14 protein-coding genes and 7 pseudogenes are annotated in these 22,597 nt (G+C 61.9%); 11 read left to right on the top strand and 10 right to left on the bottom strand.

The features are described 5' to 3' along the window. Nucleotides 1-56: 56 nt before the first annotated feature. Nucleotides 57-1,348 (top strand): annotated as a pseudogene (locus FS320_RS20080) (M16 family metallopeptidase). 4 nt (nt 1,349-1,352) lie between these two features. Next, a pseudogene (locus FS320_RS20075) lies at nt 1,353-2,743 on the top strand (M16 family metallopeptidase). 184 nt (nt 2,744-2,927) lie between these two features. On the opposite strand, the gene FS320_RS50790 reads toward FS320_RS20075, so the two are convergent. After that, nucleotides 2,928-3,146, bottom strand: a complete 219-nt coding sequence (locus FS320_RS50790; RefSeq protein WP_152713667.1) for an ImmA/IrrE family metallo-endopeptidase — start codon at nt 3,144-3,146, stop codon at nt 2,928-2,930. Nucleotides 3,147-3,221: 75 nt separating this feature from the next. On the opposite strand from FS320_RS50790, the pseudogene FS320_RS20065 reads away from it, so the two are divergent. Then, nucleotides 3,222-4,071, top strand: a pseudogene (locus FS320_RS20065) (ISKra4 family transposase); the annotation flags it as partial. Nucleotides 4,072-4,243: 172 nt separating this feature from the next. Here the strand turns inward: FS320_RS20065 and FS320_RS20060 are convergent. Next, nucleotides 4,244-4,456, bottom strand: a pseudogene (locus FS320_RS20060) (efflux RND transporter permease subunit); the annotation flags it as partial. Nucleotides 4,457-4,593: 137 nt separating this feature from the next. On the opposite strand from FS320_RS20060, the pseudogene FS320_RS20055 reads away from it, so the two are divergent. The 4 genes and pseudogenes from FS320_RS20055 to FS320_RS20040 all read left to right on the top strand — a co-directional run. Beyond that, nucleotides 4,594-5,122: pseudogene (locus FS320_RS20055) on the top strand (fumarylacetoacetate hydrolase family protein); the annotation flags it as partial. Nucleotides 5,123-5,127: 5 nt separating this feature from the next. Further along, nucleotides 5,128-6,078 (top strand): MBL fold metallo-hydrolase, encoded by a 951-nt coding sequence (locus tag FS320_RS20050; protein WP_152713665.1) that lies wholly within the window; start codon nt 5,128-5,130, stop codon nt 6,076-6,078. Between the two features lie 30 nt (nt 6,079-6,108). Beyond that, nucleotides 6,109-7,714 (top strand): annotated as a pseudogene (locus FS320_RS20045) (FAD-dependent oxidoreductase). A gap of 16 nt (nt 7,715-7,730) precedes the next feature. Next, complete coding sequence (locus FS320_RS20040) at nt 7,731-7,928, top strand: DUF2783 domain-containing protein (protein ID WP_152713663.1); 198 nt, start codon at nt 7,731-7,733, stop codon at nt 7,926-7,928. A gap of 735 nt (nt 7,929-8,663) precedes the next feature. On the opposite strand, the gene FS320_RS46015 is transcribed toward FS320_RS20040, so the two are convergent. From FS320_RS46015 to FS320_RS46005, 4 genes are read right to left on the bottom strand one after another with little or no spacing between them, the layout of a single operon-like run. Next, nucleotides 8,664-9,137 (bottom strand): AAA domain-containing protein, encoded by a 474-nt coding sequence (locus FS320_RS46015; protein WP_192926309.1) that lies wholly within the window; start codon nt 9,135-9,137, stop codon nt 8,664-8,666. Continuing rightward, nucleotides 9,134-10,510: a ribonuclease H-like domain-containing protein gene (locus FS320_RS49815; RefSeq protein WP_338105420.1), complete on the bottom strand. Its 1,377-nt coding sequence runs from the start codon at nt 10,508-10,510 to the stop codon at nt 9,134-9,136. The genes FS320_RS46015 and FS320_RS49815 overlap by 4 nt, the downstream gene beginning before the upstream one ends. Further along, the gene (locus FS320_RS48070; protein WP_274597196.1) at nt 10,435-11,463 is read right to left on the bottom strand and encodes a TM0106 family RecB-like putative nuclease; all 1,029 of its coding nucleotides are present in this window, start codon (nt 11,461-11,463) and stop codon (nt 10,435-10,437) included. Before FS320_RS48070 ends, FS320_RS49815 begins: the two co-directional genes overlap by 76 nt. Then, the gene (locus FS320_RS46005; RefSeq protein ID WP_192926307.1) at nt 11,387-11,779 is read right to left on the bottom strand and encodes a hypothetical protein; all 393 of its coding nucleotides are present in this window, start codon (nt 11,777-11,779) and stop codon (nt 11,387-11,389) included. The genes FS320_RS48070 and FS320_RS46005 overlap by 77 nt, the downstream gene beginning before the upstream one ends. Before the next feature lie 61 nt (nt 11,780-11,840). Between FS320_RS46005 and FS320_RS20030 the strand changes: the two genes are divergently transcribed. After that, nucleotides 11,841-12,833, top strand: coding sequence for a helix-turn-helix transcriptional regulator (locus tag FS320_RS20030; RefSeq protein WP_152713661.1), 993 nt, complete (start codon nt 11,841-11,843; stop codon nt 12,831-12,833). Nucleotides 12,834-13,263: 430 nt separating this feature from the next. Here the strand turns inward: FS320_RS20030 and dgt are convergent, their stop codons facing one another. Beyond that, a complete protein-coding gene (gene dgt, locus FS320_RS20025; protein WP_244627249.1) occupies nt 13,264-14,466 on the bottom strand; it encodes a dGTP triphosphohydrolase in 1,203 nt (400 codons plus the stop codon). Between the two features lie 344 nt (nt 14,467-14,810). Here dgt and FS320_RS20020 point away from each other — a divergent pair, with 344 nt between their 5' ends. After that, the gene (locus tag FS320_RS20020) at nt 14,811-16,190 is read left to right on the top strand and encodes a phospholipase D-like domain-containing protein (protein ID WP_152713659.1); all 1,380 of its coding nucleotides are present in this window, start codon (nt 14,811-14,813) and stop codon (nt 16,188-16,190) included. A 206-nt stretch (nt 16,191-16,396) separates the two neighbouring features. On the opposite strand, the gene FS320_RS20015 is transcribed toward FS320_RS20020, so the two are convergent. The 3 genes from FS320_RS20015 to FS320_RS20005 form a co-directional block, all read right to left on the bottom strand. Then, the gene (locus tag FS320_RS20015; protein WP_152713657.1) at nt 16,397-17,005 is read right to left on the bottom strand and encodes an RES family NAD+ phosphorylase; all 609 of its coding nucleotides are present in this window, start codon (nt 17,003-17,005) and stop codon (nt 16,397-16,399) included. After that, nucleotides 17,006-17,692 (bottom strand): XRE family transcriptional regulator, encoded by a 687-nt coding sequence (locus FS320_RS20010; RefSeq protein ID WP_152713655.1) that lies wholly within the window; start codon nt 17,690-17,692, stop codon nt 17,006-17,008. It abuts the gene before it with no gap. Nucleotides 17,693-17,789: 97 nt separating this feature from the next. Further along, complete coding sequence (locus FS320_RS20005; protein WP_244627248.1) at nt 17,790-18,905, bottom strand: RHE_PE00001 family protein; 1,116 nt, start codon at nt 18,903-18,905, stop codon at nt 17,790-17,792. Between the two features lie 93 nt (nt 18,906-18,998). On the opposite strand from FS320_RS20005, the gene FS320_RS20000 reads away from it, so the two are divergent. Together FS320_RS20000 and FS320_RS19995 are read left to right on the top strand one after the other, a co-directional pair. Further along, nucleotides 18,999-20,420 carry an IS4 family transposase gene (locus tag FS320_RS20000; RefSeq protein WP_152713653.1) on the top strand — a complete coding sequence of 474 codons (1,422 nt, stop codon included), beginning with the start codon at nt 18,999-19,001 and terminating at the stop codon, nt 20,418-20,420. Nucleotides 20,421-20,478: 58 nt separating this feature from the next. Next, nucleotides 20,479-22,086: pseudogene (locus FS320_RS19995) on the top strand (IS66 family transposase). Nucleotides 22,087-22,597: the final 511 nt, after the last annotated feature.

Below are 22,597 nucleotides of genomic sequence, written 5' to 3'. Positions count from 1 at the left end.
TCGGTTGGCCTCCAGCTTATGTTCAGCGACATCACTGTGAGACCTGCTGGCCGGCCATGGCCACCCCACGCAGCGCGGCTCCGCAACCCGGGCCAGCTCCGCCGCGCTGCTTCCCCATGTACTACGGCATGGAGGTCGTTGTCATCCCTGATCGCCGCGCGCCGATCGTCACCCATATGGTGTGGTACAAGATCGGCAGCGCCGATGAGCCGCCGGGCAAGTCCGGCATCGCCCATTTCTTCGAGCATCTGATGTTCAAGGCGACGACCAACCATGCGGCGGGCGCGTTCGACCGTGCCGTCTCCGCCATCGGCGGCTCGAACAACGCTTTCACCTCCTATGACTACACCGCCTTTTACGAGACGGTGGTGCCGCAGGCGCTCGAGCAGATGATGGATTTCGAGGCCGATCGCATGCGCAACCTCATTCTCAACGACGATGTCATCGCCACCGAGCGCGACGTCATCCTTGAGGAACGCCGCTCGCTCATCGACAGCAATCCGCAGGCAGTGCTCGGCGAGGAGGTCGATGCCACGCTCTGGCAGAACCAGCCCTATCGCATTCCGGTGATCGGCTGGATGTAGGAGATGGAGAAGCTGAACCGCGCCGACGCCAAGGCTTTCTACGACAAATATTATACGCCTAATAACGCCGTGCTGGTGGTGGCCGGCGATGTCGAGCCGCAGCTGGTCAAGGCGCTGGCCGAAAAGACCTATGGCAGGATCGCGCGTGGTCCAGACCTGCCGCCGCGCATCCGTCCAGTCGAGCCCGAGCAGAACACCAGACGCTCACCGACGCGCGTGTCAGCGTGCCGAACTTTTCGACGCAATGGGTGGTTCCCTCCTATCACACTGCCAAGCCGGGCGAAGCGGAAGCGCTGGACCTGCTGGCGGAGATCCTCGGCGGCGGCAGCCGCAGCCGGTTGCACCAGCAGCTTGTCGTCAAGCAAGGCATTGCCGCCGAGGCCGGCGCCTTTTTCCAGGGCACCATGCTAGATGCCACCAATTTCACCGTCTATGGCGCGCCGCGCGGCGACGCCAAGCTGGTCGATGTCCAGGCGGCGGTCGAGGTCGAGGTCGCCCGCATCGCCAAGGACGGCGTCACATCAGGCGAGCTGGAAAAGGCCAAGGATCGTTTCGTCCGCTCGATGATCTTCGCCCGCGACAAGCAGCGTTCGATGGCCCACATCTACGGCAAGACACTCGCCACCGGCGGCAGCATCAGGGACGTCGAGGAATGGCCGGACCGCATCCGCAAGGTCACCGCCGATCAGGTTAAGGCCGTTGCCGCCCGCTATCTCGTGTCCGACCATTCGACCACTGGTTATCTCTTGCCCAAGGACAATTGACCCGATGACAAACCAACTCCGCAGCGCCATTGCACAAGCATTGCCCTCTCCCGTTGGAGAAGGGAGGGCCGTGCGCCTCGTCACCTTGCTGGCCGTCCTTTCCCTTGCTATTTTCTTCCTCATCCTGCCGGCGCTCATCGCCCGTGCTGCGGTGAACATCCAGGAGGTGAAATCTGAAAAGGGGATCACCGCCTGGCTGGTGGAGGACCACACGCTGCCGATCGTCACGCTCCACTTTGTCTTCGACGGCGGCACCAGCCAGGACCCGGCCGGTAAAGAGGGGCTTGCCAATTTGATGACCGGCTTGTTCGACGAGGGCGCCGGCGATTACGACAGCGACACCTTTCAGGTGAAGCTTGAGGACGCCGGCGCCGGAATGAGCTTCGACGCGCGGCGCGACGGCATCCATGGCTCGATACGCCTGCTTTCCAAGCGCCAGGACGCCGCTTTCGATCTGGTCGGGCTAGCGGTGAACAGGCCTCGCTTCGACCAGGAGCCGGTCGACCGCATCCGCGCCCAGCTTATCTCCGGCATCATCGCCACCGAGCGCGAACCTCACGCGATAGCCGCGCTTGCATGGCGGCGCAGGATCTACGGCACGCATCCGTTTTCGACGCCGCCCGAGGGCACCAAGGAAAGCCTGGCCCGCATACGCCCGCCGATCTAAGCGCCTTCCACAAGGCCGCTTTCGCCCGCGACGGGCTGCGCGTCGCGGGCGTCGGCGACATAGATGCCAAAGCTCTGAGTGCAAAGCTCGACCAGTTGTTCGGCGATTTGCCTGAGAAGCAGGCGCTCGCCCCGGTCGCCGATGTTAATCCCAAGCTCGGCCAGCAGGTAGAGGTGAACTATAACCTGCCGCAGACGTCGCTGCAGCTGGCCTGGCCTGGCGTCAAGCGCAGCGCGCCGGACTTCTACGCCGCGGTTTTGATGAACCAAATTCTCGGCGGCTCGCCCTTCACGTCGCATCTGTGGGAGGAGGTGCGCGAAAAGCGCGGGCTTGCCTACGGTGTCTCGTCCAGACTGGAAAGCGACCAGCATTCCAACATGCTCGTCGTGAAGACGTCGACGCGCGCCGACAGGGCGGCCGAGACGCTCGACGTGATAAGACAAGTAATCAAGGAGCTGGTGGATACAGGCCCAACAGCGGCCGAGCTCGAAGCGAGCAAGAAGTATCTAAACAGCGCCTTTGCTATCGACCATCTGGGTTCCTCGAGCTCGATTTCAGCGGCGCTTGTCGGGTTGCAGCTCGACAAGCGCGGAATAGACTACATCCAGCGCCGCCCGTCCCTCATCGAGCAGGTGACGCTAGACCAGGTCAGGGCAGCGGCGAAGAAGCTGCTCTCGGCCGAGCCCGCCATTATGGGCGTAGGCCCGCGGCTTGCCGATGTCCCGTGAATGATCTCGCTCTACAAGTCGCTACGGCCAGGCGGGTTCCTCCGAGGCCGCAAAGGCCCGCCAAACGGCTGGAATTGGTCTTCAGCCCAGGATTAGTTTGATCTGCGTACCATTGTACTCACGCCAAAGGCCGAGCCGCTTGATCCGGTATTCTGTCAGTTCGGGGGACGTGCAGAACTTCTAGCTATCTGGCGGACGAGAGGTTCTGGGACACGGCTTCTACGATAGCGGCTTTTGGCAGGAGTGACGCTGAAGCAAGATAGTAAGCATCATGCTCTTCGGTCGCATCGTAGGTTCGGCCGAAGGCCTCGGCCACCTTGCTAATCTTCGGGAGCTTATGGCCCAGCAGGATGTGCCAGTACTCTTCGAGTACGGTGACAGCGTCACGCTCATCGCTGACCATTCGCCCCTAGCACTGCGTCCTCGCGAACCAGTCTGCCTTGCAGCGCGGACGAGACCTTCCTGGTGGTCTCACCCAGAGCGGGTTTCCATGCAGAATGCCTGTCCGCGCGACTGGATGAGCCTGCCAGTTCCCGATGGCCGCACCGTCATCGGTCTGGATGGTGGGTATATCCGGGACCGCAACTATCGAAAGAAGAACTTCGAACTGATCGTCGGCCGCTCCTTACCCGAGGATGCGGGTTACATCGGTTTTGTCCATGGCTACGATCGCAAGCCGCAGCGGCGTATCCTTGACGATCTTAAAAAGGAGGACGTTCAGGCCAATCAGGACATCACCTTCATCACCGACGGAGGAGAAGAGGTCCCCTCGCTTGCCGAGATCGCGCCGGCAAGCGAACATGTCCTCGACTGGTTCCATCACCATGCGCATCACGGTCCTGCGCCAATTCGCCCAAGGTCTCGAAAACCATAATGAGCAGGCGGGGCAGGACATCCATGAAACCCTCCGCAGGATCAAATGGCATCTCTGGCATGGCAATGCGTACCGTGCTCAGGAGGAATCGACAGCCTGCAATTCGATGCGGAAGCGCTCGAAACGGACTACCCGATCATGCGCAAATTCCTCACGGCCATTGGCGAGTTCCGATCCTACATCCTTCCAACAGCGCAAGCCTGATCAACTACGGCGAACGCTACCGGTCCGGTGAGCGGATATCCTCGGCCTTCGTCGAGGCGACCGTCAATGCCGTCATCAGCAAGCGGTTCGCGAAAAGCAGCAGATGCACTGGAGCAGGATCGGTGCGCATCTTCTGCTGCAACCCCGGACGCAGACCCTCGACGGCTCCCTGCGCTCGACTTTCCAGCAATGGTATTCCGGTATGGCGAACGACAATCACGAATCAGACGAAACAGCTCTCGCCGCATAACCGCCCCACAATTCCTCATGCTCCCCGCCCGTCCGCGGGCGTTGCAGCCCAGTTCGATGCCGCGTCTGGTCCACGACGGCCGGATCCAAGTGGAGGTGCTTCCCAGGGCCGCTCCCCGCAAAGTGGTGCCCCGAACCGCCCCCCATCTTCAGGTGTGGAAGCCGGCGAGGGCTCAGGCTGTCTCGATGCCGACAAGCTGCTTGAGAAGCCTGTGAAAGTCGTCGACGAAGGTGAAGATGACGGGAATGGCGACGAGGCTGAGGAGGGTGGAAGTCATCAGGCCACCGATAACGACAATTGCCATCGGTTGACGGAAACTGGAGTTGCCGCCGCTGAGACTGAGCGCTACGGGAAGCATGCCGCATCCCATCGCGATCGTCGTCAGCGAAAGTACGTCCTCGACCATGCCGATCCGCCCCTTCCGGCCCTTGATAGTTACATTTTCGATAGTTACAGACGCAACAACTTGGATCGTCAAGCCTGTCTGCGGGCAGCGATCTGTCGAAACCTGAACGGGAAGTTCACATGCTGGTCAATGACGTCTCCCTGCGCGGGCTGATCCCGGTGGAGCTTGCAAAGGGATTCGGTTTCTTTCAGTCAAAGCCGTCTTCCGCCTTCTCACCGGTGGCGGTTACCCCCGGGGAGCTGGGCGATGCCTGGGACGGAGGCAAGCTGCACCTGCCGCTGGCCGTGGACTTGAACGGCAAGCCCTTCGGCCGCGCCAACGCCGGCATCGACATGACCTTCGATTTTCCTATGCTGATGGCGAACGCGGCGAAAACACGGCCGCTAGCCGAACGGCATAATCATCGGCTCGGGCACGGTATCGAACAAGCCCGGCAATGGGCCGGGCAAACCTGTCTCTGAAGGCGGCGTCGGCTGTTCCTGCATCGCCGAGATCCGCATGATCGAGACTATCGAGCAGGGTGCGGCAAAGACACCTTTCATGCGTTTCGGCGACACGGTCCGCATCGAGATGAGAGACAAGGCCGGCCACTCGATCTTCGGCGCGATTGAGCAGACGGTGACGCAACACAAGAAGGAAGCCTGAGACCCATGGCCAAGCAATTCGCATCTGTCGGCGATATGGCAGAGAAAAAGATCTCCTTCACCGAGATCGGCCGCGACTTGTGGGCCTTCACCGCCGAGGGCGACCCGAACACTGGTGTCATCATCGGCGACGAATCGGTGATGGTGATCGACGCTCAGGCCACGCTCCGACTGGCCGGCAAGGTGATCGAGAAGGTCAGGACCGTCACCGACAAGCCGATCAACTATGTAATGCTGACGCACTATCACGCTGTGCGGGTTCTCGGCGCTTCGGCATATGGCGCGCAGCAGACGATCATGTCGGAGAAGGCGCGCGCCATGGTGGCCGAGCGCGGGCAGGAGGACTGGGACTCCGAGTTCGGCCGGTTTCCGCGCCTCTTCCAGGGCCACGAGTCGATCCCCGGCCTGACCTGGCCGACGCTGACCTTCAACGACCGGTTGACGCTCTATCTCGGCAAGCGGCGGGTGGACCTTGAATTCCTTGGCCGCGCGCATACGGCAGGCGACATCGTCGCCTTCGTGCCCGACGCCAACGTCATGTTCACCGGCGACATCGTCGAGTACCATTCGGCCTGCTATTGCGGCGACGGCCATTTTGCCGACTGGCCGCGCACGCTGGAGGCGATCCGGTCGTTTGACCTCGACGCAATCGCGCCGGGACGCGGCGACGCGCTGGTTGGCGCGGAGAAGGTCAATGCCGCGCTCGACAACACTGCCGATTTCGTCAGCTCCACCTACCGGCCGGTGGCGCGGGTGGCGCAGGGCGGTGGCTCGCTGAAGGAGGCGTGGGACGCGGCGCGCGCGGCGTGCGATCCGAAATTCGCATCCTACGCAATCTACGAACACTGCCTGCCCTTCAACGTCGCCCGCGCCTACGACGAGGCGCTCGGCATCGACATGCCGCGCATCTGGACCGCAGAGCGCGACCGACAGATGTGGGCGGAACTTCAGGGCTAGCAGTCCGGACACGACCCGGCGGGAGGACACATGGCAAAGATCTTCGAGACGCCGCTTTATCCCTACAGGCGCTCCCCTGATCAGGACGCAATCGCGCCAGTGCGCCGTCCGGTTGTTGTGGTAGGCGCCGGGCCGGTCGGTCTGGTCTGCGCCATCGAACTCGCCCGCCAGGACATTCCCGTGGTGGTGCTGGATGAGAATGATAAGGTCAGCTTCGGCTCGCGCGCGATCTGCTTCGCCAAGCGGCCGCTGGAGATCCTGGACCGGCTGGGCTGCGGCGAGCCGATGGTGGAGAAGGGCATCGTCTGGAACGTCGGCAAGGTGTTCTTCGGGAACCGCCGGGCCTACGAGTTCAACCTGCTGCCGGAGGCCGGCCACAGGCGGCCGGCCTTCATCAACCTGCAGCAGTACCATTTCGAAAAATTCCTCGTCGACCGCGTGTGCGAACTGGAGGCGGAAGGCAGGCCGATCGAAATCCGCGGCAACAACAAGGTCACGGCGGTCGAACAGGATCGCGACGGGGTGATGGTCTCCATCGACACGCCGGAAGGCCCTTACCGCCTGCGTGCCGACTGGCTGGTCGCCTGCGACGGCGCCAACTCGCCAATCCGCGCGATGATGGGGCTCGACTTCATCGGCCGCGTGTTCGAGGACAATTTCCTCATTGCCGACGTAGTCATGGACGCCGAGTTTCCGACCGAGCGCTGGTTCTGGTTCGACCCGCCCTTCAACCGCAGCCAATCGGCGTTATTGCATAAGCAGCCCGGCGGCGTCTGGCGCATCGACCTCCAGCTCGGTTGGAACATCGACAAGGAGCGGGAAAAGCAGCCGGAGAACGTCATCCCGCGGCTCAAGGCAATGCTGGGCGAGGACGCCAAATTCACACTCGAATGGGTGTCGATCTACACCTTCCAGTGCCGGCGCATGGAGAGTTTCCGCCACGGCCGGGTGCTGTTCGCGGGCGACTCGGCGCATCAGGTCTCGCCGTTCGGCGCGCGGCGCCAATTCCGGCCTGCAGGATGCCGACAACCTGGTGTGGAAGCTGAAGCTTGTGATGGACGGCAGGGCGCCCGAAAGCCTGCTCGACAGCTACGATACCGAGCGTATCCATGGCGCCGACGAGAACATCCTCAACTCCAGCCGGTCGACTGATTTCATCACGCCGAAGTCGGAGATGAGCCGGATTTTTCGCAATGCCGTGCTCGATCTGTCCGAGCACTTCGCCTTCGCGCGGCCGCTGGTCAATTCCGGGCGCCTGTCGGTGCCGTGCACCTATGACGGCTCGCCGCTCAACGGCCCTGACGCGCAGGGGCTGCCGCCGCGCACCAGGCCCGGCTCGCCGGCCGTCGATGCGCCGATAAAGGGCGGCTGGCTGCTCGACCGGCTGGGCGACCGCTTCCAGCTTCTCACCATTGAAGCCGAGGCGCCCGACCTGATCGAAAGCGGTGTCATTGCGGCCGAGCGGCTGGCCCTGTCGGCTGCGGACGATCCGACCGACGCGCTGCGAGAGCGCTATCTCGGCGATGCGGGTTCGGCGGTCTATCTGTTGCGCCCCGACCAGCACGTCGCCGCGCGCTGGACCGCGTTCGACCGCGCGGGGGTAGAAGCCGCGCTTGCGAAGGCCACGGGACGCTGACGGGAGAAAACCGGCGATGACGACACTCAATACGGCTCCGAACATTCCGCAGCCGGACGATTTCTACGCCGAGCTGCTGGCTCTGCACGACGGGCGAAGCAAGGCCGAAAGTGCCGCCATCAATGCGCGGCTGGTTCTGCTTCTGGCCAATCATATCGGGGACGGCCGGGTGTTGAGTGATGCGCTCAGGGCGGCGGCGGACCCACAGCAATAGGAATGATGACCGATAAGCTTTGGATTTCCCCGCCGTCCCGCCCGTTGCAGCAACCATGGGTTCGAAATTACGGTGGCCGCTGAACTCGAACGCGGCCTAGCATCGTCCACAGGCGCTCGAATTGAACGGCTTCCAACACTCGTCTTTCATGATGATGCGGTTGCGCTTGCTGCGCCTCCCGGGGCAGCGGTTGTGGCTAGCGTGGGTGGGCGCGAGCGTTCAATACCCGCCGGCGGGCGGTTGACGCTGCCCTCCCTTGGCCTGCTACTCTTGCGTGGACGCGTCCGGATAAGGCGGGACCAACCGTTTCCGACCTCGATTGCTATTCGCTCGGTCAAGGTAACCACCAGACCAAATGCTTGCCGCGAGCATGACGTTCTCTTCAGCTAGCGAGAGGATTCGGAGCATGATCGGGGAAACGGAAGCTCGAACGCTGCTTGAATGTTCTCGCTCCCGGCGACCAGTTGCGCCGTCTTCAGTGTGCTGGTGGTGATTGTATCGAAAACTGAACCGTGTGCACCTCGCACCAAGTCATCAACGAGATGAGCGAAAGAAAGTGACAGCCAGAACGGCATGCGCGAAGTCAGCGCATAGCAAGATCTCGCGTCCAAAGATGCAATGCCGCCCTGTCGTTGCACCGCGCGCGACAACGACTGTGGCCAATCGTGGAATCAAGCGGTCGCGCTTTCATTCAATCCACGGTCGGTAATTTGCTTTTCTGACCCAATCAAAAATTTATCTGAGCATTGGCTGACGTCGCCTCGAGGTTGTCATAGACACGAGGCAGATCGGTGCCTGCTGACCTTGGAAGCGGTCGACCGTGCCGACCCGCACCTCGTTCGGAAGTGCGATTCGGAGCGCGTTGTAGGGAGCGACGACGAGGATATCGGCATTCGTGACGATGCGCTCGCGGCCGTCGCGGTCACGGTAGGTCGCGCCCTTGACTTCCGCGATCCGGGCCGCGATCGCCTGGATTTCCTCGGCGCTTACCTGAGAGCGGCCGATATGTGCGACGGCACGCATGCCGGCGCCCACGAGATCGGCACCAGTGCGCGAGACTAACGTCTGACCGCTTGACGCGTCATCACTGCCGAGCCGACCCTCGTAGACGGCCGTGGAGATGAAGCCGCAGACTCGGGGGTGCATGCGCCGACTGACGGGAATGAAGACGCCGCGGTCGGGCGGCACCACGCGGTGCCCATCGATCAAATACTCCAGGCACGAACGCCCACTGTCCCCGGGATGAATACCCTGCAACGGCTGTGGCAGCTGCATGGGATCGCCCACCAGCACAATGTTGCGGGCCGAACGCACCATGGCGAGGATGTTGGCAATTGAGACTTGCCAGCCTCGTCGACGACCAGATAGTCAAATGCCGCTTCGCTGTATCGGGCGAAGTGCCACGCGGTCGCACCGACAACGTGCGCAGAAGCGATCTCGGGCGCGTCGTCATCGCCGTCGTCGGATGCCTTCTGGACGAGGCGGCAGTTCATGCCCTCCGCCCGCGCGCGGTCCGCCACTGCCTCCAGCAAATTGCCGATCGCCTTGTGGCTGTTCGAGGACACGGCGACACGCTTTCCTGCTCGGACCAGGTCCACGATCGACAGCGCACTAACGTACGTCTTGCCGGTACCCGGCGGGCCCTGAATCGCCAGCGTAGAACCAGCCATTGCAGCGATTGCGCGGCTCGTACCGGTGGGCAGGTCGCCGTCGGCTGCAATCACGCCGGCAGGCCGAAGGCCGTCCATGAACCGAGACGGAGAACGGGTGAGCAGGTCTTCGACGGCAGGGAAGCGCCCGCTGTTGGCGATGATTTCCTCGGTCACCGCTGCAATAGCGTCCTTCAGGATGCTGTTGCGGAGAGGCCTCGGCGGAAGGAGATCGAGGCGATCGGGTAGAGGCCCCTTCGCCGTCGAGCGGCGCAGTACCAGAGTGCAAGCATCATGGTCGATCGACCGCAGGTTGGCGTCCTCAGGCATCGCCGCCGGTTTCAAACACGGGCTCTTACCCGCACGCAGCTTCGTTTCCTGTTGCGGGAACCGATAGGTTCGCTCGAAGGACTGCTTCGTAACCTGCACAGGCCCGGCTACCGCCTCCAGGCCATGGATGCATTCGAGGTCGTCGAGCAACTCCTCGCTCTCCTGCGCTAGGCGGTCGAAGATCGCCCAGTAGGCCGGCTTGTCTTCGCGGTTATGAAATTGGCTAAGGTCCAGCAGTAGGTCGGCCACGTGCTCGCCCAGCCGTTGGCGCACCGGCTGCAGCCTAGCGCGCAGGATCGCGATCTCCTCGTCTTCCATGTCAACGTTCGAAAGCGATCCTCCATCGGGCATCTCGCCATGTACGGCCCAGGGCATTCCTGCCGGGCGGACATCCCGCACGAGCCAATCTCGAAGCAGCTGGGTCGAAACGCAATCTGTGCGATTGTATTCGTGAATCTCATCGAGTAGGTGCTGCTCGCCGGTGTGGCGCCACTCCTCGTAGAAGATGACGCTAGCCCCTGCAGTCGCTACGTCGGCCGCGCGTTTCTCCATGTAGAAGGCCTCGAGGTCCTTGATCGAGTAGCCCTTCTCGGATGCAACCACGGCGCCGGAGACAACCTTGTACAGGTCGACGAAGCGCCGCTCGCGTTGTAGCTGGTCCATCGCCGCTTCGCCGGTACGATGCTGGAGGTTAGCCGTCGGAGTGCGGCGATCTCGTAGTTGGCGTAGTGGTATACGTGCGCGTTCGGCTGCCGCCGCATGCGGTCGACCAGGAATGCCAGCAGGTCGGCCACGGAGCGCCCTTCGTCCTCGCGGGTGTGGGCCCAGAAGGCGCGAAACGCCCACTCGCCGTTCTCGCGGTACCAGACGCCGTGAAGGTACTCGAGCCCGCCCGGGAAGTAGGGATCGCCCTCGATGTCATAGAATATATCCCCTTCATCGGGCGCGGGTAGCAGGCCGAATCCTTTTCCTGGTTCGGCATCCCGGAGCTCGAGGGACGGGGGTCCGCCGGCTCGGCGCGCCGACTGCAGGCGAGCCTGGGACACGAGCTTGCGCTGAGTTTCGACCGCCATTTTTGGGACCCGATCGTCGCGGGTCGCCAGCGCCGCCATCGTCGTGATGCCGACCGTTTCGAGCTTCTGACGCTGCGAGCGACTGATTCCGGCTACCAGCGCTAGGCCGTCCTCAGCGTCCCACTGTTCGGCGCAGTGGTTGCTCCAGCGGCACAGGGCGCATGCCGACACCGGTTCAGGCCGGGTCTCGGGACGCTCTATGAGGAACGCCTCCAGCGTCCGCCGGGCGTGGCGCGCGTAGGACGAGACCTCGGAAAGTCGGATGGTAAAGTGGCTGCTGTCGCCCAACTGGAGATGGGCCGCCTCGGGCGCGACGCTCTGCGTCTTGGTGATGAGATCGCTGTACAGGCAGAGCTGCAGGACGTGCTTCGGATCGGGCTTCCGCTTCAGCTTAGTGTCGACAACCTCATACGACCAGGCGCCGAGGGTCGGACGGGCGCTCGACGCGTTCGAGGAAGTCGCTGTAGCCGCCCCATGCGCCATCAAGCAGCGCACCCTGGAAGATGATGTCAGGGCCAGCCTTCATCGCCTCTAGCGTCAGGCGCACCGACTCTTCGAGCGAAATGCGATCTTTCGGGATCTCGATGACGCTGCGGCCGTCCGCCTTCAGTTTCTCCAGGAACGCGAGTTCGTGCTCATCGCCCAGCTTCTGAAGCAGTTCAGCCTCGGCCCCGTCCTCACCGGGCTCAAGGTCGCCGACCTCGATCAGACGTAAGTCCAGAGTCGTCGCATGGCGGCAGCCCTTAAACCGCATCAGGTCCGACGCACTCAGCCGCAACTCGTCCCCAATCAAGCGCATGCGCAATCCCCTTTCCTCCGCTATAGCTGAAAAGGACGACAAAAGCTGTCATGGTGGTTCTATGTCTTTCGCGAAGGCCCAGGAGCTTCTCAAGCTGGCGATGATGGCGACCCGCCGAAGCGGCGTCTCGCTGGAGGAAATCATCGAAGAGTTCGGCTGCGTGCGCCGGTCGGCGCAGCGCATGACGGTCGCACTGAAAGCCGCATTCCCCCAGACACAGTGTGATGACGGTGACGATCGCAAGCGCCGCTGGCGCATCCCGGCACGTGCAATCGTACCGCTGCTGACCCCTTCGGCGGAGGAGCTCGCTGCGCTAACTACGGCGATCAACGAACTCGATACCGCTGGAATGAAGCCTGAGGCAGGTATGGTCCGCCAACTCGAGCGTAAGGTCCGTGCGCTGATCCCACCCGAGGCCGGGACCAGGCTTGCGGTCGACGAAGAGGCACTGCTCGAAGCCTTGGGGCATGCTGCCCGACCGGGACCGCGCCCGGCCGCTAGCGGCGAGGTCGATGCTGCGATATCCGAGGCGCTTAAGGGGCCGTTCCTGCTGCGGATATCCTACCGCAGGCGCAAGCAGGACAGGCCGAGCGAGCGGGTGATCGCGCCGCACGGCCTTCTTCTTGGCGTGCGGCGCTACTTGGTCGCGCGGGATACGGCGAAGAAGGCTGGCGCACCGCTGCAGCATTACCGCGTCGAGGAGATCTACTCGGCCCAGGTACTCGACGAGAGCTTCGATCTCGATCCCGGCTTCAACATCCGCGCGCACGCCGACAAGGGCTTCGGGTCATACGAGAGCGCAGCCGAGCACGGCGACGTGGTATGGCGCTTCTCGCCGGACGCCGCGCCGCACGCGCGTCGGTTTGTATTCCATCCGACACAGACCATTGAAGAGGAGTCGGACGGCTCACTGCTTGTCTGCTTCAAAGCGTCCGGTCACCTCGAGATGTGCTGGCACCTCTACTCTTGGGGCAAGTCGGTGGAGGTGCTCCAGCCCGCGCGGCTGCGCGACATGGTGAGAGGACATCAGCGTAGGTTCGACGCGCTGCCTTGAGAGGATGCCGGCAAATGCTCCCAAGGCGACATCGCGAACCGACAAATCTACCGACGAGTTTCCAAGTGCGCGTGTCCGCTTCTGCCATTTGGCGCTGACAAGCAGAGATTTCGCACACGTCCCATGATCGGATGAAGGCGGACGCCATGCTCAGATCGGGTGCGGCAGAGTCCTTCAGAAAACATTACTTCTGCTCCCCTAGGACCTATTCGACCGCCAACCGCGCCGGTGGGATGATCGGTCGAAGATCTTTCGCCGCTCACACATACGACGCGGACCTGTCGTCACCTATATGCCGGTGAGCATCCTGGCGATCCTCACGGCATATCGATCGGTCATCCCCGACGTGAAGTCGGCAAGGGCGTGTAGCGCTTGCTCGGCATTGACAATGTTCCGCAAGTCCAGATCGAGGGCCCTGACGAGCTGCCGATTATGGTCGGAGAGATTTTCCTGATCCCACCTGGCCTTGGCAAGGTTCTCGAAGAGGGGAAGCACACCTGACATGACATTGCCAATAACGCGCCGACCGGACACCTCTAACTCGGTCTTTCTCCGGGCGGGTGAATACCTGGCCCCGAGAAAGGGTCTTCATTTGAGCGAAGACGGAAACCATGGATCCGGTATCGGCTAGGGAATTAGAGAATGTGCCGGTCATAATGGCGTCGTAGTTAGCCTTGAAGGCTTGGACGCAGCTTTCAACTGCGACATTAATGCTCAATGCCCGCAGCAATGCGATGTGCTCGGCTTGGTTAAGGCCGCTCACGTCGCGGTTTGGGTTGTTGGCAGCCTCGTGTAGCAGGTCCCTGACCGTGTCGAACGGGAGCTCCCCGGTCGTGAAAGCGTCCTCAAGATCGACGATGTTATAGCAGATATCATCTGCAGCTTCGACGATGAAGACCAAGGGATGTCGCCGCCACCAATTCCCGGCTCGGGTCACTTCCTCGGGGAGTCCCAGCGAAACCGCTGCGTCCTTGAACAGCTCGAGTTCGGAACGGAAGATGCCGAACTTCTTGAGACCGACATATGGCGCAACTCCTCTGTCGACGATACCCTCGCGAGCGGCAGAAGTAACCGGGTACTTGGTGAACGCCCCAAGTGTCGCCTTGGATAGTCGCATGCCGCCGTCGTTGCGGTACATCTCGAGCCGGGCAACAATTCGAAATCCTTGTGCATTACCCTCGAACTTCATGAACTCAGAACGGTGCTGCTGCTCGATCTCTGCCATCACCCCTTTGGCATTGTCGAACTTCTCCGCGAACCAGTCGCCCATCGCCGTTTCGCCTGAGTGACCGAAGGGAGGGTTGCCGATGTCGTGGGCGACGCAAGCTGCCTGAACGATGTTCGCCAAGCTGTTCGACTCGCCAATGGCTATCTGATGCGTCTCTTCGAGCCAATTACCGATTCGCATAGCCAACGATCGTCCGACGCTGCTAACTTCGATGGAATGGATCAGACGGTGATGGACGTGATCGTGCTCATAGAGAGGCTGAACTTGGGTCTTGTTGGCCAGCCGCCGAAATGGCGCAGAGAAAACGATGCGGTCATGGTCCTGAACGAAGATCGACCGGTTCGGCTTGGGCTCGTAGTGCTTGTCGCCAAGTCGTTCGCTGCACAGAAGTTTTTCCCATTCCATTCTCTTGCCCCAAAATCCAATACGCTTCGACCTAATCAGTACCTCCTACTGATTGGGTCGCCAAGCAAATGTCATTATTGATCCAACGGTTGGTCGCAGGTCGCCCTACGCCGATCTGAAGTCCACTCTTGATGTAACGGAGTCCAAGTCGACCGTTTGCTCCCGCCCCAACTGCCGAACCTCCGGCTCCATACCAGATGTTGGGTCCAAGCAACGCGCTCAGCTTTCCGAACGAGATCGTTTGCATTCTCGCCAATAGTTCGTGCTGGATCTAGCGGACGTCAGGGCGCTATCTCCCAATTGCATTCGACCGCCGTAGTCGACAAGTACTGGAGGCCTCACCATTGGCGCATAAGGAGGCCGTGTATGTAGCGAAGGCCGATGCGATCGGTCTTCTTCTCGATGATTTGGAGACTAACCCAGATCCGAGGGCGCACACCGTATTAGATCTGGGTAAGTCGCTGCAGGAAGCAGCCGGCGATGCGACCGAGATAACGATCCTCGGCGGATACTATAGTCGAAGCTGGCTCATTGAATTGTTCAAGAGGCTTCCTCGCAGCCGTCGGCGCAATTGTCGGGTTAGGATCGCCGTGGGATCGGACGCGACGATCACCCTGCCTTTAGTTTGGGAGGACATGCGAGCCGTTAGGGCGCATCTTCTCAAGCTTGGATACCCAAACCCGCAGGTATGCGTCGTCGGCCGACGCCCCGTTCATTTTCATACAAAGCTCTTCCGATTTCTTAAAACGACGCAACCTTCCTGGTTTATCGGTTCCGCAAACCCGGGCAGCGACCGACACGAACTGATGATGAGGCTCGTCGGACGCCACAAAGGATTGTCCCAATATGTCGAGGCGGTGTTCGACGGGGCACTGTCGGTCACCGAAAGACAGCCTCAGCGGGAGCCCCCCAGGACGCTCAGGGATTTCTTTCTCGACGGCGTGCTCTGTCACAAGCCGCCCGCACAGCGGCTTTTCGTATTCGACGCCTATAGGCTATCTCCCGAGGATCGTAGCAAGATCAACGCGCGAATCGGAGAGGGCAGTGGCGTCGACCACGCGAAACCCTCAACGAGCGGGTTCGGGTTCGGACTTCTAAGCGCAATTGGCATGGAGGCTGGCAGTTTTCTCGATGAGGATGAGACGGCCATCCGTACACGGGTGCGCGACTACGGCTTAGATACTGTGTTCGGCCTCTGGTTGCCGCGTACCTACGCCGCTAAGGTGGAAACGTCGATCCGGGATCAACGGAGAAGTTTAGGAAACCAACTTTCGGTTATCGGTGCGAAACTGTCCGACCCTGAGGTAAAACAAAACGCGATGGAGGGATTCCAAGACTACGTTAGTTCCATGGACCGCTACCTCGCGGAACTCGACATTAAGCCGAAACCCATCAAGGACCGAGATGGATCATTCGCTCGCCTCCTTGCTGTGCGAACACGCAACCTCTCGAACGCCGGATATGTGGAGCGCCACTCGCGACTTGTGACCTTCGCGCCAATGTTCGACGCTTGGCTGGAGCCTCGAGTAGCCACTGAATTCGAAAGGTCCTTCTTCGAAGAACTCGCTTGGAGAGCTCAGGCTCTTCGCCGCGCGAAAATCGTAAGGGCGCTTCTCGATGGCATCGACGTGGATGACGGATGGACGGAGGATGGAGATTTGCCCCAAGCCCTCTCAGCCAAGCTGAAAAGGTCGGGTTGGGAGGACGAGGAATGGGAGGCATGATTGCCCTTCGGACTACCAATCAGTTGCGCAGATCGGCCTGGTCTCTCGTCACATCCCACGCTGGGTTGGCCGGCCGCTTTCCTGCATTTTCCAGGTAAAGCGGACAGTCCCCTTCCGGCCAGTTGTGGTCGTTCGAGAACACATGCCTGGCTGGCCCGCTCCTGGCGCCCAGCGACCTTCACCAACGAGGCGTACGAGCTGCTTCTTTACACCAATCCCACCCGGAAATCATCGAGAGCCTGGCCCAATCCCGGCGCGCCGAGGAGCGTCACAACGCGCTTCGCCTGTAGCTTTCCCATCGAACGATCGTAGATGGCGAGATTGGTCGCGCCATTGAGGCGCGAGGGGTAAATGATCCCGTCAGGCTTAGACGGGTGCTCGTGAAACGCCAGCGACCACCAGCGCGCCAAGTTCTGGCGCTGTGCCCGAACGACGTCGGTGGGTACACCCATTCTGACGGCATTGTCATCTCTGAGGTCGACGAGGTGAAGCTCCGCAGTTGTCGCGATCTCTGCATAACGCCGTTGTGTCAGTTCCACCTCATCGATCGGGAGGTCGTCGAATAGTCCTTCGCGCCGATCTCTGAGCACGGTCTCGAGGAAGCAAACCTTCAGAGAGTCGCCGAGGTAGAGAACGCCAAAACGGTTGGCAGCAACACGACGCCGCGGATCGCTGAAACGGCTCGCCGACTTCCCGTATCCGAGGGGATCAGGATAGGTGCTCCAGTAGATCCGACCGAATGTCCGCCCCGGCGGGATGGTCTCGATCTCGAGCTTTGCGCGCCCGAAATCGGGTGGAGGTGGAACGCCGGGCATTCAGTCGAAATCGCCCCTGGCCATACCTTCCGCCACTGCCAACACCGAGGTATCATCACCTTGCTGAAGGGCCCGAAGACCCGTCCGCCCATCGAGCGCACCATGGGGTGACACCAAAAACCGGTAGACCGCCCAGGCATTGTTGCCCAAGGTCGCGTGGAGCGCCGGCAATGCCCCGAACGGCCGGCCATGCTTGTCGAGCTGCCATACGGGAAAGCGGAAGCCGCGCTTGGCACCATCGATCCCGAGCACCTGCCCGTTCTGCCGCTTGGCGTTGACCGTCACCCGCGACGTGCCGATCAGCTTGGAAAAGGCATCCGCGCTCAGCATGTCGTCGCCGGCGACAATTTCGGCGACACGCTTGCGACCGCGTTCGCGCGCCTTGGCGAGCGCCGCTTCAAGCTCAGCATCAGGCTTGCCCGTATCCTCAACGGGAAATATGTCATCTGAAGCGCTCGGCTGTTCCTCGACCGGCGTGATCGTCTGCGCGCCGGCGGCCGGATCGACCTCTACCCGGAACGATACGCGATGGCCGATCTTGCGGCTGCGTGCGATCGCCTCCTGATAGCGTTCGAGCAACACCTTTTTGAAATCGGCCTGTGCCGGCAACTTCGTGGTAAAACTCAGGGCGGCGACTCCCGCATGGGATGCGGTCCCGCTATGGTTGCTGCGTTTTGGAGCGGCCATGATGACAACCTCCTGCTGTCACCAATATGGTTACAGATCGCAAGTTCGTCAAGTTCGATAATTTCGTAAAGATGATGTTATCGTGACCGACTGAGGCTCACATAATCCCCCACGCCCGAAACCTTCCCCTGCCCGTCATCTCGCGCAGCCCAAGCTCACCGACCAGATTCAGCGCCCCCTGTTTTGTCACGTTTAGCCCCTTCTGAACCATGCCAGTCGAGACAAGTGGCCGCGTCAGCACCAGCTCGATCAGGTCGGAAAGTTTTGAACTGACGCGCCGCTCCCGCAGCCGCCGTTCCATCTGGCTTTTCGCCATCACCAGCCGGTCATGCTCTTTCAACCCGGCGAGCGCTGCCTCGTGGATGGCATCGACAAAAGCCAACAACCGATCCGAGCGATTGCGCGCCCGCCGCCGCTCCCGCGGAATGCCTTTCGCCCCGATATGAAGGCTGACGAGATGGTTGGCGGCAAGACCCTCCTGCCGCAGCAGCGCGGCGACGAACAGCGGCCCGAGCCATGTGGCATGCTGCAGCACCTCGGTGTCCGACCAGGCTTCGAGTAGGACCGCGGCGCGCAGGATGACCGGCAGATCGCGGGTCCTGACCATCACATCCCGCCATTCGGCCAGCCGTTCTTCTTCATTCCAGTCGAGATCGTAGATCAGGCCGTTTTGGGCACGTCGTGACGTTTCATCCTTTCGACCAGGCACGTTGGCGCCGCTGAGAATCTTTGACGAGCGTGCCAGGACAGCATCGATCTCGGCAAATTCTTCGGCCAGAAGATCGTCGTCAGCGTCACCCCGACTCACAGCCTCAATGGGGCTTGCCCCCTCCCCTTCCCGGCTTTTTTGTCCCGCCGCAGCCGGAGCGCCGTCCCGACCGGTCAGGGCCAAAAAACCGTCGCGGCTGAGCGCCCAGTCCGGCTTCTGCACAAAAATGCGCCGACGGGTACGCAGCACCGCGTGCGCGCGGGTGAGTTCATGGGTTGGGGTGCGGATGTCCATGTGGGCGTCATGTAGCACGAGATCTTCGAGGTGGACGAGCTCGCCCTCGAGCCAGAGCGCGGCGGCAGCGTCGGCGAAGTGCTGGCGCTCGACAAAGCCGTCGCGGACGGGGGAACGAGCCAGCCGCTCGTCAAGGCGGGCCAAAACCTCGGTGGCGCGGGCAACCGGTCCGATTAGGGTTTCCAGGTAACCGGGGCAGATTACTTTCAATTACCCACATCTCCGGAGTGAGAGCTGCTTTCGCTTGCGCGGCACGGCTCGGGCGTGATTCCTTGTCGGGCACCCGCTTGGATGGAGGGTGTCATGGATCCGATGGTTGAGGGCGCCTCGTGGCTCGACGAGGAATTGGCCGGTTCGACCTTTGCCGACGCACGGCTGGGCCAGCGGCTGCGGCGGCTCCTGGAGCAGCTCGGCGGGGCAATGGGAGCGAGCCTGCCACTGGCCTGCCAGGACTGGGCCGCCACCAAAGCCGCTTACCGCTTCTTCGACAATGAGCGCGTCAGCGAGGCTCAGATCCTGGCCGGCCACTTCGCGGCCACCGCCAGCCGCGTCGCCGCGATCGAGGGGCCGATCCTCATTCTCCACGACACCACCGAGTTCGTCTATCACCGGGTCCGGCCCGAGCCCGTCGGCGTGATCGGGCAATATCCCTGCCGCAACACCAGTTATGATCGACGCCAGCTCTATACCGTTTGCGGCCTGCTGATGCACTCAAGCCTTGGCGTCACACCGGACGGGCTGCCGCTGGGACTGTGCGCGATCAAGTTCTGGACCCGCGCCAACCTCAAGGGCTCAAGCACTCTCAAACGGCACATCAACCCAACGCGCGTGCCGATTGAGCAAAAGGAGAGCCTGCGCTGGCTCGATAACATGCGCCAGGCATCGGCGCTTGTCGCCGATCCGGCCCGATGCATCCATGTCGGTGATCGCGAGGGCGACATCTATGAACTGTTCGTTGCCGCGCACGAACTCGGCACGCACTTTCTCGTGCGCAGCTGTGTTGACCGGCTGACGGACGACGGCGCCCGGACGCTCATGGCCGCGATGGAGACGGTGCAGGGCCAGGGCGAACACCGGATCGATGTGCGCGACGACAAAGGCAGGAGCAGTCAGGCGCGGCTTACCATCAAGTATCATCGCCTGACAGTGCGGCCGCCTCTTGCCAAGCAGAGGCGCTATCCCGCGCTCGCGCTCACCGTGATCTGCGCCGATGAACAAGGCGCTCCTGAGAACCGTCAGCCGATCCATTGGCGCCTTATCACCGATCTGCCCGTCACCTGCGTCGACGAGGCGATCGCGAAGATCGGCTGGTACGCCCTGCGCTGGAAGATCGAGTTGTTCCACAAAATCCTGAAATCGGGCTGCCGGGCCGAGGAGGCGAAACTCCGGTCGGCCGAGCGGCTGGTCAATCTGCTGGCGCTGTTCTGCATCCTGGCCTGGCGGGTGTTCTGGCTGACGATGCTCAACCGGACGGTACCACAAGCCTCGCCGCGCCTGGTCTTCACCCCGCCCGAGATCCGCCTGCTCGATCGCCTGATCAAGAATAAGACAGTCTCACCGGCCCCAACCTTGGCGCACTATCTGACCAAGATCGCCCGTCTCGGCGGCTATCTTGCCCGCGCCAAGGATCCGCCGCCCGGCAACATGGTCCTGTGGCGCGGCCTCTCGCGCCTCACCGATATCGAACTCGGCGCAACCCTCGGAACCGGACTTATGGGTAATTGAAAGGGCAGATTAGGGGGCAACGATTCCCTCAGAAGAGCATCCGTGATTCAATCCGGGGATGTCCGCGCCCGGTGATTCTGCCAAGCCCCTGTCCTCGACGGCCCTGCGCCAGCTGGTCTCGGATCTGGCCGGCAAGATTGATCGACTGGAGCACGAGGTCGAGCAACTCCGCCTCGACAACAGCAACCTGCGCCTCAATAACCAAGCCCTGAAGGATGAGATCGCAAGGCTCAAGAACCTGCCGCCGCGCCCACCCTTCAAACCCTCCGGCATGGATAAGGCCACCCAGCCGCGACCTGCCGCTCCGGGCCGCCGTCTCGGGCGTGGGGTCAAACGGGATCAGGTGACGCGCGAGGTCACGCTCCGGGCAGAAGTGCCGCCCGGCTCGCGCTTCAAAGGCTACAAGACGGTGGTGCACCGGGATCTCGTGGTGGCCGCCGAGGTGGTGCGCTACAAGCGGGAACGCTGGGTGACGCCCGGCGGCCAGACCCTCATCGCGCCGCTGCCGCTCGGCGTCACCGGCGGGTTCGGGCCCGGCGTGCGGCGGTTCTGCCTGGCGCTGCACACGCAAGGCCAGGTGACCACCGAGCGCCTCACCGATCTGCTGAACGGCATTGGCCTGTCGATCTCCAAGCGAGAGGTGGTGCGTCTGCTCACCACGGACCTGGAGGCATTCGCGCAGGAAGACCGCGCGATCCTGAAAGCAGGCCTCGTCTCGTCGCCTTACATCACCGTCGATGATACTGGTGCGCGCCATGCCCGCCGTCCCGCGGTGACCACGCAGATTGGCGGCGAGCGCTTTTGCGTCTTCCGCACCAGCCGGTCGAAATCGCGCCTGAACTTCCTGTCGCTGCTGCGGGGTGGTTGCGAGGACTATGTCGTCAACGAAGCCACACTGGACTATCTGCGCCGGCAGCCTGTCGAGGCTGCCGTGATCGCCCGGTTGAGCCAGCTCCAGGGGCAGGTGTTCCGCTCGCAGATGGAGTGGTGGCAGCATCTGTTGCAGTGTTCGATCAACATCTTCGACCGGCCCCTACTGCAGACGCTCAACGAAGCGGCCACCTGGGGTGCGCTCCGGCATCACGGGCTGATGGACAACACCGTCGTGGTCTCCGACGATGCCGGGCAGTTCCGGGTTGCCACACACGCTCTGTGCTGGATCCATGCCGAGCGCCACCTCGAGAAGCTGATGCCCGCCTCGCCCAAGCAGGCCAAGGCTGTGGAACTGGTCCGCGCGACGATCTGGTGCTTTTACCGCGGCCTGAAGCTGTGGAAGCAGAGCCCCACAGCGGGCGCTGAGGCTTCCTTCCAGCGATAGTTCGACCGGATCTTTGGCCAGCGCACGGGCTACAAGGAGCTCGACGAACTGCTGGCCCGGCTGGCGCGGCGCAAGGCCGAACTGCTGCGGGTGCTCGAGCGGCCGGAGATTCCGCTTCATACCAATGCGTCCGAGAACGACCTGCGCGCCTGGGTGATCAAGCGCAAGATCTCCGGCGGCACCATGAGTGTGGATGGCCGAATGGCTCGCGACGTAATGCTGGGACTGCTTAAGACCTGCCGTAAGCTCGGGCTGTCGTTCTTCACCTATCTCGGGGACCGGCTCGAACTGGACACGGGTCAGCCGAAGATCCCGCCGCTGGCCACCCTCGTCATCCGGTCAGCCTGAGGCTAGGCCCCCCAAAGTGCCCCGATTACGTTTCCAGGGGCAGTTTGTCGAGCGTGTAAGCCATTGTTTTCATGATGGCTGATTCGCGTTAGTCAAGCTATCCGGCACTTAAGTTGACTTGCAGGGGATTTTCTCTGGCGTCTTACTCACTATCGATAATCCCCGCTTATCAGCATCTTGATCAAAAAGGCCAACGAAAGCCTCACATTCCTTGAGCGAACTGCCAATACGTTAATTTTCAAGGCATTTTCGCCCGCTTCGGTAAGCCCCCTCCCCTCCTCGTCGTACTACCAAAGTGGCCTCAGCAACGATCCCAAACGATTGATTAATGGCAACTCCAGTCTTTGTACAGCCGTCGATACAAATGGGCCTCACTGTGCTAGTTGTTTGGTGGCGGAACGTTGTTGGGATCGGGTGCGTTACGCCATTGAGGAGTACACTTGGCGCTTTGACGGCCTGCGACGCCGAGCTTCTCACCGCAGGAGGACGTGATGCACTCCCTTCATCCGCA

Source organism: Microvirga tunisiensis (assembly GCF_009296175.1).
Lineage (GTDB): Bacteria > Pseudomonadota > Alphaproteobacteria > Rhizobiales > Beijerinckiaceae > Microvirga > Microvirga tunisiensis.
Note: the sequence above shows the minus strand (reverse complement) of the source record. Positions and strands in the feature narration are given on the sequence as shown.

Coding starts and splice junctions, on each gene's coding strand:
- FS320_RS50790 (WP_152713667.1), bottom strand. CDS start 3,146: ATGGTCAGCGATGAGCGTGACGCTGTCACCGTACTCGAAGAGTACTGG.
- FS320_RS20050 (WP_152713665.1), top strand. CDS start 5,128: ATGGCCAAGCAATTCGCATCTGTCGGCGATATGGCAGAGAAAAAGATC.
- FS320_RS20040 (WP_152713663.1), top strand. CDS start 7,731: ATGACGACACTCAATACGGCTCCGAACATTCCGCAGCCGGACGATTTC.
- FS320_RS48070 (WP_274597196.1), bottom strand. CDS start 11,463: ATGGCGCATGGGGCGGCTACAGCGACTTCCTCGAACGCGTCGAGCGCC.
- FS320_RS46005 (WP_192926307.1), bottom strand. CDS start 11,779: ATGCGCTTGATTGGGGACGAGTTGCGGCTGAGTGCGTCGGACCTGATG.
- FS320_RS20030 (WP_152713661.1), top strand. CDS start 11,841: ATGTCTTTCGCGAAGGCCCAGGAGCTTCTCAAGCTGGCGATGATGGCG.
- dgt (WP_244627249.1), bottom strand. CDS start 14,466: ATGGAATGGGAAAAACTTCTGTGCAGCGAACGACTTGGCGACAAGCAC.
- FS320_RS20015 (WP_152713657.1), bottom strand. CDS start 17,005: ATGCCCGGCGTTCCACCTCCACCCGATTTCGGGCGCGCAAAGCTCGAG.
- FS320_RS20010 (WP_152713655.1), bottom strand. CDS start 17,692: ATGGCCGCTCCAAAACGCAGCAACCATAGCGGGACCGCATCCCATGCG.
- FS320_RS20000 (WP_152713653.1), top strand. CDS start 18,999: ATGGATCCGATGGTTGAGGGCGCCTCGTGGCTCGACGAGGAATTGGCC.